General features: G+C 46.1%; 8 protein-coding genes. 3 read left to right on the forward strand and 5 right to left on the reverse strand.

Going from position 1 to position 13,581, the window contains the following annotated elements:
- The first annotated feature begins 37 nt into the window (after positions 1-37).
- From A3I5_RS0108230 to A3I5_RS0108240, 3 genes are all read left to right on the forward strand, one after another.
- Positions 38-898 (forward strand): MBL fold metallo-hydrolase, encoded by an 861-nt coding sequence (locus A3I5_RS0108230; protein WP_145955206.1) that lies wholly within the window; start codon positions 38-40, stop codon positions 896-898.
- A 3-nt stretch (positions 899-901) separates the two neighbouring features.
- On the forward strand, positions 902-1,903 hold the full coding sequence (locus A3I5_RS0108235) for an alpha/beta hydrolase (RefSeq protein ID WP_018374119.1): 1,002 nt from the start codon (positions 902-904) through the stop codon (positions 1,901-1,903).
- Between the two features lie 376 nt (positions 1,904-2,279).
- Entirely contained in the window at positions 2,280-4,697 is a 2,418-nt protein-coding gene (locus A3I5_RS0108240; RefSeq protein ID WP_018374120.1) for a glycoside hydrolase family 2 TIM barrel-domain containing protein, read from the forward strand.
- 249 nt (positions 4,698-4,946) lie between these two features.
- Here A3I5_RS0108240 and A3I5_RS0108245 read toward each other — a convergent pair whose 3' ends face one another.
- The 5 genes from A3I5_RS0108245 to A3I5_RS0108265 form a co-directional block, all read right to left on the reverse strand.
- Complete coding sequence (locus tag A3I5_RS0108245; RefSeq protein WP_018374121.1) at positions 4,947-6,227, reverse strand: glycoside hydrolase family 140 protein; 1,281 nt, start codon at positions 6,225-6,227, stop codon at positions 4,947-4,949.
- Positions 6,228-6,277: 50 nt separating this feature from the next.
- Positions 6,278-7,825: a glycoside hydrolase family 43 protein gene (locus tag A3I5_RS0108250; protein ID WP_018374122.1), complete on the reverse strand. Its 1,548-nt coding sequence runs from the start codon at positions 7,823-7,825 to the stop codon at positions 6,278-6,280.
- Complete coding sequence (gene pgmB, locus A3I5_RS0108255) at positions 7,822-8,484, reverse strand: beta-phosphoglucomutase (protein WP_026216993.1); 663 nt, start codon at positions 8,482-8,484, stop codon at positions 7,822-7,824. Before pgmB ends, A3I5_RS0108250 begins: the two co-directional genes overlap by 4 nt.
- A gap of 194 nt (positions 8,485-8,678) precedes the next feature.
- Positions 8,679-11,486 (reverse strand): alpha-L-rhamnosidase, encoded by a 2,808-nt coding sequence (locus tag A3I5_RS0108260; protein ID WP_018374124.1) that lies wholly within the window; start codon positions 11,484-11,486, stop codon positions 8,679-8,681.
- A gap of 196 nt (positions 11,487-11,682) precedes the next feature.
- The gene (locus A3I5_RS0108265; protein ID WP_018374125.1) at positions 11,683-13,386 is read right to left on the reverse strand and encodes a glycoside hydrolase family 3 protein; all 1,704 of its coding nucleotides are present in this window, start codon (positions 13,384-13,386) and stop codon (positions 11,683-11,685) included.
- Positions 13,387-13,581 lie beyond the last annotated feature (195 nt).

The following is a 13,581-nucleotide window of genomic DNA, read 5'->3' on the forward strand; positions in this document are numbered from 1 at the left end:
TGGACTGCGATAGTCTGCCTTTTCTATGGAGGACGCTATGGAAATGAATCTTATTGACGTTTTTGGTGCTTATGTGGCTTGGGAATTTGCGCCTAAGTCATGGGTGATTCAGTTTATGAGTGGCTCGCAGAATATTTACCTGTTAGAGGGAAATGAGAAGGCTTTATTACTGGATACAGGCTATGGAACGGGAACCTTGCGCGTTTTTGTGGAGCGATTGACCGACAAGCCGATTCTTGTAGCTAATACGCATTTTCACCCAGACCACGCTTCTGGCAATGGGGAATGGGCATCTGTCTTGCTGAGTCCTAATTGGCACTTGGATGAGCTGTCTGTCACGAGAGAGGGTGCAGGTCCCTTTGATATTTCTCAGCTTCCTTATCCAGATTATGAGAAAGTTTTTATTAAGGGTGGAGATGTGCTTGAACTTGGAGGACGATCTGTAGAGGTCATTGATGCGCTACCAGCTCACTCCAACAGCAGTCTTTTCTTTCTCGATTGGAAAAATCGCCTGCTCTTTTGTGGAGATGAGATGGAGTCTGCTCAGGTGCTCTTGTATGAAAATTCGCGAAATCCTGAGATGGCTGAGCGTTACGATGTGAGAGAACGTCTTTTAAATTTTGCGGCCAATACCCAGTTGCTCAAGGACTTGTCTGAGCATTATGATTATTTGTTACCAAACCATAATGGCGCGCCAATCGCCAAGTCTTATCTGGACGACTATCTTCTTTTGGTGGATGCTATTTTTGCTGGAACAGCTGTCATTGATGAGAAGCTTAATCACAAGTACATTGAGATGGACCCAAGGGCGCAAGGACTTTGCCGAATACGTCATGGGAAAGCCAGCATTTTTCTCATGCGCGAAGAAGTCAACAAGGTATATGGAAAGGAAAGCTAGAAGATGACAGAGAAACTCTATATTTGGGGTGAGCAAATCCCTGGAAACCACAGTGGTAGTAAGACCGATAGGATGGACATTCATGAGGAATACACAGCTCAGGATATGTTTGAAAAATACCCAGGTATCTGGGATAAGTCAACAGATACGATTGGCGACATGTCTGGCAATGCGGCCATGGTCTATCGACAAGAAATCGAGCATGGTCCAGCAGGTATGACCTATGAAGACAAGCCTTTCCTTGTGCCTTATCTGGTAGAGGGTGCAGAGCGTGCGGTCATCATCTGTCCTGGCGGTGCTTACCTGACCAAGTCTATGATTGAAGAGGGGCAACACATTGCGGAGCATTTGAATGATGCAGGGATTTCAGCCTTTGTTCTTTGGTATCGGACTTATCCTTATCAAGCTCCTATCATGTTTTTGGATGCGCAGCGGGCGATACGCTTTGTGCGCTTTCACGCTAAGGACTATGGGATAAATCCTGATCACATTAGCATGATTGGTTTTTCAGCTGGAGGCAATCTAGCTGGGGTGACTGGTTTTGTAATGCGCAACCAAGCGATTGCTTATCCAGATTATCAGGCAGATGCCATTGATCAGGTTTCTGCGGATTTGTCTGCACTAGCCTTGATTTACCCTGCCATTGCACTGGAAGACGATAAAATTTTGGTGGTTCTAGCAGGAGAAGAAACCTATAATGATAAGGAAAAAGGGCGTGCTTTTGCTCGTCAATACGATATGCGAACCCATTTGCAATCAGGCGATCAGCCGCTCTTTCTCTGTGCAGCTTTGGATGACGAGGTTGTGCCTGCCCAACATATTTTTGACTTAGCTAAGATAGCTAAAGAAAAAGAGGTAGCAACAGAAGTTCATGTCTTTGCCGAAGGCGGACACGGTTTTGGAGGGTGTCAAGGTGAGCAGATGCCGCAGTTTTATCATGATCGTACCTTGGTTTCCCAGTGGCTAGATCTCTACATCAACTGGTTAAATCGGGTGACTCAATGACTATAAGCTGGTTCATGGCATAGGATTTTTAAACGAAATGTCTATCTAGTTGACCTTTTAGAATCATGCAACAGAGGTTCTTGGCTGTTTCCCCTACTATGATAAGAGCTGGGAAATGGACACAGTGAAACTGGCATTTAGCGATAGACACTGACTGTCAAACTTCGTATAATGAAACTAGAAATGAAATAAGAACCTGTAGTCCTTGTTTCAGGTGAAGTCTAGTCAATTTTTTGAAAAGTGACTATAGATCTTGACCAATGAAAACAGCATATAGCGGCAACGACTCGGTTCAACTTTTGGTCTACCGAGTCTTCTTTTTCGGATAAGCCGCATCCGTTTACAATCCTATATTTTTACGAAATGGAGAATACCGATGAAACACACTTTGTTTAATGCGGACTGGTCTTTTTGGAAAGACGGTGATTCTTTCGCTCTTGTTTGGGATGTCCCAGAGCACGCGCAGGAAGTGACTCTTCCGCACGACGCTATGCTTGCGCTTGAGCCACATGCGGACAGTGTCAATGGTGGCAATACAGGTTTTCGTGATGGGGCTAACTATGTTTATCGCAAGATGTTGTACGTTTCTCAAAAAGGGTTAGAGCAGCGGCTCATGCTTAAGTTTGAGGGTTCCTACATGAACACTTTTGTCTATGTCAATGAACAGTTAGCTGGCAAACACCATTTTGGCTATACAGGCTTTACAGTGGATCTCAATGATTTCTTACACGAGGGGGACAATGAAATCCGTGTGCAGATCCGTAATGGTGCTATGAGCAACAGCCGTTGGTACTCAGGCAGCGGTCTCTACCGTGATGTCTACCTTTTGAGCGGCGATTTTTTACACATCGCTGAGCGTGGCAGTCAAATCAAAACAGTGGAGTTGACGGGATCGGACGCTTACATTGAAGTCACTGTTCCTGTGGAAAATGAAACCGCTAAAGCGCAACATCTGACGCTTGAGACAGTGATTAAGGATGAAGATGGTCAAATAGTGCTCGAAGATCGCCGGCCTTACTTTGTCAAGACAGGTGATAGGGCAGACTTTACCCAACGCTATGTACTCTCAGATGTAAAAGTTTGGTCGGCCGAGACGCCCTACCTCTATACGATTGAAAATCGTCTCTGGATTGATGGAAAATGTGTTGATAGCGAAGAAAATCGCTTTGGCATTCGCACCCTTACTGTTGATAGCAAACGAGGCTTGCGTATCAATGGGGAAACTGTGAAGTTGCGTGGAGCCTGTATTCACCATGACAGTGGCTTGCTGGGGGCAGCGACCTATCTAGATGCTCATCGTCGTCAGGTGGCTATCTTGAAAGAAGCTGGTTTTAATGCCATTCGTATGTCCCACCACCCTGCAGCTCCAGTTCTTCTTAAAGCCTGCGATGAGCTTGGGCTTTATGTCATGGACGAAACCTTTGACATGTGGACCCGCTTCAAGAGTGATTTTGATTATAGTTTGGTTTTTGAAGAGCAGTGGCGAGATGATGTGACTGCTATGGTTTTGACTGATTTTAACCATCCAAGTGTGATTCTCTATTCGATTGGCAATGAAATCCCTGAAATCGGTACAGCGCACGGAAGCCGTCTGGCTAAGGAAATAAACGACCACATCAAAGCCTTGGATAACACGCGTCCAACCTTAGCTGGTATTAACGGTGTTTTTGCTGCTGGCGATAGCATGGGGCAAATCATGGGAGATGTCATGGCTCAAAAGGCAGCAGAAGGAATTGAAATTGACGGGAATGTCAATGATTTCATGACCATGCTAGATGCCAATATGGATCACATCGTGGCTCATCCAGCCATCAGTAAACGCTTGGAATATGCGACAGCCTCTACTGATATTGCTGGTTATAACTACATGACAGCGCGTTATGAGCGTGATGCCAAAGTTTATCCTAATCGTGTCATGGTGGGAAGTGAGACCTATCCGCCTGCCATTGCCCGAAATTGGTCTTTGGTGGAGAAATTGCCGAGCGTGATTGGTGACTTTACTTGGACAGGTTGGGATTATATCGGAGAAGCAGGTGTCGGTGTGCCGGCCTATGCTTTTGGTGAGGGTGGTTTTGGGGCGCAATTCCCTTGCCAACTGGCCTATGCGGGAGATATTGACATCACAGGCTTCCGTCGTCCGCAATCTTACTACCGCGAAATTGTCTTTGGTCGTCGTAAGGAGCCTTATATCGCTGTTCAAAATCCTCATCACTATGGCAAAACCTTGATTAAGACGCCTTGGGTCTTGTCAGATGCGACGCATTCTTGGACTTGGGATGGCCTAGAAGGTCAACCAGTTGTGGTTGAAGTCTATGCGCCAGGCGATGAAGTGGCGCTTTACTTGGATAGTGCTTTGCTTGAGCGCAAAGTAGTCGGTGAAGAACTGGGCTGTATGGTACGCTTTGAGACAACCTACCAGCCGGGAGAATTGAGAGCAGTGGCTTATCAAGATGGCGAAATCCTGTCAGAGTCCACTTTAACAACAGCTGACACGAGTGCCAAGCTCTTAAATGCCGAATTGTCATATCAAGGAGAAGAGCTTTGCTATATTGATGTCACTCTGACAGATGCTAATGGTCAAACGATTGGCGACGAGGATATGGAGTTGACCATTGCCGCTGAAGGCGCAGAAATTCTGGGCTTTGGTAGTGGCGATCCGAAGCCGCTCTATCACTACCAATCTAGCCAGACCAAAACCTTCAACGGCCATGCCCTTGCCATTGTCAAAAAAGTGACAGACCAAGCGACAATCACTATCTCAGGTAATAAATTGACTAGAGAGATTGCTATCTAACCTTTTATAAAGTAACAGATGAGAACATAGTATCTCATAAATAGATAAAAATGAAAAACAAGCATGGAATGATTCTGTCAAAGACTTCATGCTTGTTTTTAGTTTGAATTAAAAGTGTGTTAAACAGATAGTGTCTGGGTAAAAGTCAAAACGCTTTTGCTCAGTAAATTATTGATAAAAAGTAGAGGAATCAATTCTAACCAATTAGAAAGAATTTTTGAGGGAGTGAAACCTAGTAGCACTTGATGCTCAGGCTCTTTTGTTGATTACTAAGAGAGCGTCCTGAATATAGGGATGCATCGGTACTTGGGTGAGCTTGTCAGTCTTCAGCCAGTTTAGTTGAGCAGTCACTTGGTTTTTACTGTTCAAATCCAAATAGTAGGCTTGGCAGTCAGCTAGGTTTTCACTAATCGTTAGCACGGTATTGTACGGCAGATAGACGAGGAGATAAGCTTCATTTTCTGCAGCGGCAATCTCTGGTGACTCTGTGTTAGTGATTTTTTCACGACAGGGTTTTAGGGTATGAAAGTCATGCGCCTCCATAAAGCGTTTTAGAAAAGCGTAGTCATTTGCTCCTTCAAATTTTAGGGCTTCACGCCAAGGATAGGGGCGATCAAAAATGGGGTAGGCTTTGGTGTCATTGGGTAAGTTCGGCTCATACCAGGACCAGATGCCGTGGGCTCCGTAAGTCATACCAGCATTGGCGCCTGACAGGACGCTCTGCCATGCTGCTCGTCTGACATCAAAGCGATCGAAACGTCCATAAAACATGGGACCATACCCCATCATTTCATAACATGGTTCAGCATTCAGGAGAGGTCTCGTCACTTTTTCCCGAAACCGTGTGGTTAAATGATGAATAATCTGAGGTGAATTAACATCGTGTCCAGATTGGAAGGTGTAGAAATCCAAATTTGGATTGTTCATGATGCTATCAGGAATATTGGAATCTGGGCCGCAAAGATGCAGCGTGGTCAGGGCATTTGGTGATAGTTCTTTCAACCGCTTGAGGGCGCGAGTGAAGTATTCCGTCACAGTATCATTAGGGAAATCAGTATCACCAGAGACGATATAAATCGGTGAAAATGCATCATAGCGACGAACAACTTCCTCGATGTAAGTCTCAACCATATCAAGTGGAAATGTGTTGAGATCAGTTATGCCTTGCGCCCAGGTATCAGGGAGATAGTTGACCCAGAGCAAAACGAGTCCGATGGTCATCTCCTTGTCTCGTGCTACTTTCATCATGCGATAGACGCGATCAAAATATTCAGGATTAGGCTGGTTAAAGTTAAAAGCGCCATTCTCACTTTGCGCATAAGGCATGATGTGAAAGGCTGGTGTGCTAGCGTCCCACTGCCAAAGTAGATTGACCTGAATAGTGTTGAAACCTTGTGCCTTACGAAAGTCTAAATAGTAAGACCAGTCAGCTTCTGAGATATTGGTAAAAGCTGACCAGCAAGTATCTGCCAAGTAAAAATACGGCTTTCCGTCTTGTTCAAAATAGGTTTTGTTCGGTGAAATTTGCATGTGTCTCTCCTTCAAGTGAATGACTTGGTGGATGATTTATGTGTTTACGTTTAGATAGGAGTCCGCCTTGCCTGACTAATCGTCATGACGGCATCATCAAGGACGTAAATGCCGTAGAAGTCGCCGGTGTTGAGAGCTGCTATAGCTTCGTTTGAAAAATGCATGGCATGGACATCAAAGTCAATATTACTGCCGTCAGCGAAGTTTGCTACGAAGGTTTTGCTTGCCACGGTATTTTCAAGCGAAAAAGAAGTTGGTAGATCACTACTGTGACCGATAATCGTCTCAATCTCCAAATCCAGAACCCGAACTTGCTTGATGAGGTCATAGCCAGTTTGTGAATTTGCTTTGATAGTTAAGCTAGCATAGTGGTCTGAGTTGATGATGACAGCAAGCCCAAAGCTACCTGCATTGGTTGCAGAGCTTTCTGTATCAAGCTCAACGGTAAAATGCTCTTCGTGCTCTGTTTGACGAAGGGCCAAGAAGGACGGATTGGTCAGCTGATCGAGCCTAGCTGTAAAACCTGTGAGGCTGAGTTTGCCGCCTCCAAGCGTCAAACGATCAGCCAGACTATCACGCAGGCTGACCCACTCAGGGTGCAAAGTATCGGTATCAAAGGTATCGATAAATGGTGCGATGTTTTGCGGTGCGGTCAGTGTTTTAGCATGCTCTGGAAAGCCTGTCAAATCAACTTCAAGGCTTGGCAGGCCCTTATTGATAATCGGCCAGTCGCCAGACCAATCGACGGGATAGAGCAGGGTCTCACGGCCGATATTAGTGAAGTTAACAAAGCCAACAGAGGCTGGGCGCGTTCCCAAACAGGTCAACCACCAATTGCCAGCAGTATCTTGGAAAAGGTCAGCGTGGCCGATATTTTGCAAAGCCTGATTTGCACGGTCGCGATTGGTAAAGAGTGGATTTTCGGGTGCCGCTTCATCATAAGGTCCCCAGAGGTTCTTGCTTCGGAACATGGTAATCATATGTCCCATGCCAGTCCCACCCTCAGCAGCCAAGAGGTAATAATAGTTATTGCGCTTGAGGATATGTGGGCCTTCCACATCGCGACCACCTGTTCCAAGCGTCAAAACTTTCGGTCCGCGGAGAATTTTACCAGTTTCCAGATTGATTTCAATCTGCTGGAGAGCTTTTTGACCACTTTCCAAATAACCTGTAAACTGCACATAGGTGCGTCCGTCTTCAAAGTAGAGGTCAGGGTCAATTCCTGCAAAGTCAACTTCGACACGGTCTTTTTCCCAGATGATTTGGTTGCCAGTCTTATCCAGTTTGCCACGGATGATAAAGTTCTTCCATTCGGCAAAGTTAGTCGTGATGACATAGAAATGTTCGTCGTGGTAGCGAATGCAGACCGCGAAGATCCCTTCGTTGGATTTGGACTGTCTCAGATCAGCTTGACTGTGCTCAACTGCAACGCTGGGCATTTTCTCCCAATTCAGCAAATCCTTGCTTTTAGAAATCGCAATACCGGGGTAATACTCAAATGTTGAATTGACCAAATAATAGGTGTCCTCGACCCGCACGATGGATGGGTCAGGATACATGCCGCGTAAAATCGGATTTTGATAATGTGTCACTGTCATCTGGCTACCTCAAAAGCTTTCTGGATTGTAGCAAGGTTGAGTTCTGCGGTTGATGGAAAATGGAGTTTAGCGTGAGAGAGATCACTAGCATCGCCAACAGCGACTGAGAAAGCGCCAGAGGCATTGATGGCTGTGACACCAGCAATGGCATCTTCCACTCCGATGCAGTCTTGCGGCTCTAGGTTCAGTGCTTGGGCTGCTGCGATAAAGATATCAGGAGCAGGCTTGCCGCTTGTCACTTCGGCAGGGTTAGCGACCGCATCAAAGGCATCTGATAATGCTAGTTTTTCGAGGATGTAAGGACCGTTGAGGCTGGCTGAGGCAAGGGCTAGCTTGATGTTTTGAGCTTTTAAGTTTGCGATAAAATCAGTGATACCTGGCAAGATATTCGCAGGCCTTAAGTCGTCTAATAGTTTGATATAGGCTGTATTTTTCTCATCTGCCAAAGCCTCAAAGGTGACCTGATCGACAGTCTCACCTAGATAATCCAAGATAACACGCAGCGAATCTCCGCGGCTCACCCCCTTAGTCTTGGCCTCTAAGTCGTCTGGAAGAGTGGCGTTGAAATGCTTGGCTACCAAGTCTCTCCAAGCCTGAAAATGGTAGACAGATGTATCTGCGATAACCCCGTCAAGGTCAAATAAGGCTCCTTTAATCATCATCGGAACTCCTTTCTAATTTTAGGAAATGGCCAACCGGCTAAAAAGTAGGCACTGAAAAATAAGATTAGACAGTAGTTTGCGAACAAAAAGCATACAAACGAACTTCTTTGATATTCAGATGATCATATCATGTTTAATTTGCTCATTTTCCAGCAAAAAGCGGTTGGTGTATGTAAAGTCTTATTCTGCGGCTAACGTTGGCTGAGGATAGCTGTCTCTGTCAAGAGCTGTTCAACTTTTGCTAGATTTTCATCTGAAATTTTGATAAATGGCAGAAGCAGATTGAGTTTAGCGAGAGACATTTTTCCAAGTCCGCTGTGGATAGCACCTGGGTCTTTTCGGAAGAAGTCTAGGACTGGATCAATGGCATCGATCTTGGCCACCAATTCCTCATTGGCCATAATCACCTCCGCTGGCGTATCTGCTGTATAGCGCTCGACATAGTCTTGACTTGGAATATAGCTGATGTCATAGACGCCTGCTGTCACCTCAAACTGGCCGCCAGTCTGGCTTTGATTGTTGATTAGGACTGCTTGCCCTTCAGAGCGTGGTAAGTTGACAGCAACAGTCATACCAAATGGGACGGTCAAGCGAAGTTGGATACGATGATTCTCGTCTGCCTCAATCTGGTAGCTGACCTCGACAGGACCGTAGACACTATCAAAGCAGCCTTCGACCGCATTCAAACGGTAGTCAAATTCTGGTGCAAAGGTCAGTTTTTGATAACCGTTTTCTTGATGGCGAAGCCCGAGAATGTAGCGGTAAGCCCAGTCCATAATGGCACCAATAGAGTAGTGGTTGAGCGAGTTCATCCCTTCTGGGTTCATGAGGCCGTCAGGCATGACAGAATTCCAGCGCTCCCAGACGGTTGTTGCGTCCATGTTGACAGCGTAAAGCCAGCTTGGCAGATCCTCTAGAAGGAAGATCTTGGTGGCCAACTTGTGGTAGCCGTGTTGCGAAAGGACTTGATTGATAAATGGTGTGCCAACAAAACCAGTTTTGAGGTGGTCATCGTCTTTTTTTAGACGAGCAACTAAGTCAGTTGCTACACGCTCTAATTGGTCATCTGGAACGAGGTTGAATTGCAGAGCTAAGGCGTAGGCCGTCTGCGTATCAATCGCCATGCGTCCTGTTTTTGTGATAAATTCGGCGCGAATGGCTGCTAAGATCTGATCAGCCAATTGGCGGTAGCCTTTAGCGTCCGTATCTTTACCGATCAATTCGGCAGCATTTGCAACAATGGTCGCTGAGTAGTAATAATAAACAGAAGCGATAAAGTCTTCGTCAGTCTTACCCGTTGGTAGAGCAGGGTTCTCACCATCTAGAGCTAACCAATCCCCAAATTGAAACTGGCCGATCCAGAGGTTTTCCTTGTCGGTGTGGTTGCCAATCCAGTCCACCCAAGCCTTCATATTGTCAAAATGCTCACGGAGAATACTAGCGTCCCCGTAGGTCTTGTAGAGAGTCCAAGGGACAACGGTTGTCGCATCGCCCCAAACAGCAGCTCCGCCACCAGTATCGCCAATTGCTGGCGCATAGTGAGGAACGCGACCGTCGTTAGCTTGCTGCTCGATCGCTACGTCCTTGAGCCATTTGCGAAAGAAAGCATAACTGTTCATATTAAAGACAGCAGTGCTTGAGAAGACATCGGCATCGCCAGTCCAGCCCAAGCGCTCATCACGCTGTGGACAGTCGGTCGGAACGTCGAAGAAATTGCTTTTTTGTCCCCAGATGATATTGTCAAAAAGACGATTAACCTTAGCATTTTGCGTACGGATATGACCTGTTTCAGCCATGTCGGAGTAAATGACAGCTGCCTTGAAGTCCTCTGCTTGAATCGGTTGCTGATTGCCTTCAACTTTGACATAACGGTAGCCGTAGTAGGTGAAGCTTGGGCGCACCCATTTTTCCTCACCATCTGAGATGTACTCAAAAGCAGCACGGGCATGGCGGAGGTTATCACGGTAAAAATTGCCTTCTTGGAGAATTTCGCCCATTTGGAAAGTCAGTTTTGTGCCTTTTGGTTCACGGTTGTAAAATTCTAGGATACCAGCTTGGTTTTGTCCGAAGTCAAGAACAGTTTCACCAGCAGGTGTTTTAATTATTTTCTGAACATCAAGACGTTCCTGAATGCGAAGCGGTGGGCTGAGACGATCCTGAAGCACAGTCTTATCTTCGTCTAGGACAATAACGGGCCCCCAACCAGAGATGTCAAGAGTGGCATCCAGGTCCTCTCCGTAGTAAATGCTAGAGGCTGTGACTTGACCAACGGTGGTTTCCCAAGACTCGTCTGTGACAAAGACCTCCCCGCTACCGTCAGCGTAGGTGATGTGATACTCTGCGATCGCTCGATGTTGATCCCCGTAGATATTAGCCTTTCCACCATCTTCAAAGCCCATTTTGCCCTTGTACCAACCATCGGCTGTAGAGATCAGAAGTTCGTGCTTCCCTAAACTTAGGGAAGCTGTGATATCGTAAGTCTGCACCTGTACCCATTTGTCGTAGGCGGTAAAGCCCGGTGCTAAAAATTCATCACCCACCTTTTGTCCGTCAATAGAAGTCTCGTAAACACCGAGCGCAGCCATGTAAAGGCGAGCCTTGACGACTTCTTTGTCAATGGTAATGGCAGAGCGAAAAAGCGTATTAGCTAGGGACTTATCTTTATTAGCAATCCAGTTGGCGGTGAATGCTTCATGGCATTTACCTGTCTCAAAGAAAGTCTGTCCAGAGATGATCGCGCCGTCTCCTGTCTTGAGATTAACGGTGACTTGGTAGCGCGTGCGCGGCAACAAATCCAAGTCAAGGTCAAAGGCGTTGGTGTCGTAAGGGATAAAGTCAGATTGGTAAATAGGCTCGCCACTGTCGTTAATTGCGATTACGACCTGTTTTTGCACCTCAAGAAAGCTCTCAGCTTCAACTTTAAAACTGATGTGGAGGCTCTGGTATTCAAAGCCGAGAGGTTCGGTGAGGTGGTTAATGCTAATGCTAGAAATATTCATGAAAATCTCCTTTTTGAAAGTCAAATCAAACGATGCGATAGCTGCTTGATTGTCAACTCACTAATAAGCTGAAAATGTGTTTTGACAGTGTCTGGGTTATAAACGGAGGCTCTGTTTGTTCTAAGTAGGCCAACAGCGCTGAGATAATAAGTTGGTTAATAGCGTCCTATTTTTTACAAATGAGAATCCTATTGACTTACAACTTAGCCGAGAAATCACCGCAGAAAGGATCAACTGGGCTAATGCCCTTAAACTCAGATTGGCCAGTCAGCTTATCAAGCGTTGCCTTGACAGTGCTAGGATTGCCCGTATAGCTGTTGACAAAGGTCGAGATGTAAGGCACGTCAAAGAGATGGTAAGGATTAGCAGTAGAAACAAAGACTGTCGGAATATCCTGCATAAACCACGGCGCGTTAGCAGCCATGAGCTGAATCCAGTTGATGCGCGTGGTTGTTTGGTTGCTGGCTGTTTCCACATTAGCGACATAAAGGGCAAGGTCAAATTTTTCCTTATGCTCAGCGATGCCCTCTTCAAAAATCTCATGGAAATCAAGCCCTTTTTCACCGTAAAGCGAAACCTCAAATCCTTGCGCTTCTAAGCCCTCTTTGAAGAGGGCTGTGACTTTGCCCCCTTCTTTAAAGCCGCCGCTGTCAGTATCGCCCAGAACAACTAAGCGAATACGGGGGTATTTCTCAGGAGTCAGGGGCAGAAGTTGGTCACGGTCTTTCACTAAAGTAACCGCTTGATCAGCAATCTCCGCTGTTAAGGCTAGATGTTCCTCAGGTTTTAGAGTGACTTGCTCAGGGAGCGGATAGCTGTAAGCACCCGTCTCGTTAACAAGCCCCTGCGCCAGTTTAGTCGCTAAAATTCGAGTGACGGCTTCATCCAGCCGCTCAGCTGTAATCTGGCCATTTTCCACCGCTGTGGTCACTGCGGCATAATCCTCATCGATGTTTTTGTTGAACAAAATCATGTCAATCCCAGCGTTGATCGTTTCAACGAGAAGCTCTGCGCGTGGCAAGATAACATTGTAGCCAATCATAGCTGTTGCATCTGTAATGGCCAAGCCCTCAAAGCCTAAGGTCTGACGCAAAAGTCCATTGATCAAGAGCGGGGATGCAGAAGCTGGGCGCAAGTCCTTCTCTGCAATGCTAGGTTGAAGCTTGCGCTCCCAAGCTGGCTGGAAGATGTGGCCAATCATGACACTAGGTATGCCTTGGTCGATCAGCGTTTTGTAAATGTGGCCAAAACTTTCCATCCACTCGTTGGCAGAAAGACTATTGATGGACGATAACAAATGCTGGTCGCGCTCATCCACCCCGTCACCAGGAAAATGCTTGATAACTGGGATAATGTGGTTTTCTTCGAAACCTTTTATCTGAGCTTGACTCATGGCAAGAACACGGTCTTTGTCACTGCCATAGGTCCGTGTATTGGTGATCGGGTTGCGGAAGTTGAGGTCGATATCTACAATTGGCGCAAAGGACATGTTACAGCCCACTTGGTTGGCTTCATAAGCTGAGATGCGACCGAGTTGGTAAGCAGCGTTTGGATCATCAGTCGCTGCAATCTGGAGCGGGTTTCCAACCCAAGTTCCCTCAGCGATGATACCGTTGCCGCCAGATTCTAAATTGGCAGCTAAGAAGAGCGGGTACTTGCTGACAGATTGAATTTTCTCAATCTGCTTCCGCAATTTATCGGCAGGGCCAGGGCGGTACATCATGCCACCTGGCTTGTAGGTCTTAATAAAGTCTGCCAAGTTGACTTGAGGCTCATCCTGCCCGATAACAAAGAAAAGCTGTCCAACTTTTTCAGCAGTTGTCATGTTTTCAAGAGTGTTTTTTAGAAAATGGATTTGATTGTCTGTTAAGTGATAGGGTTTTTGTCGTAAATTGACCATAATGACCTCCAGTTTATCGATACTTCTATTTTAAGCCCAAAGAGTGTCAATATCTAGGGCGAAAAAAAAGAGAAGGTGTGTTCATTTCGTAGATGAAAACTCGCTTTTTACAAAGAATTGCGGTATGATATAAAAGACATGAGAATGATGAGGGTGACAGAACAATAGAAAAGCAGTGGTAGAACACAAGATGGG

The organism is Streptococcus merionis DSM 19192, assembly GCF_000380085.1.
In the GTDB taxonomy this organism is placed as follows: Bacteria; Bacillota; Bacilli; order Lactobacillales; family Streptococcaceae; genus Streptococcus; species Streptococcus merionis.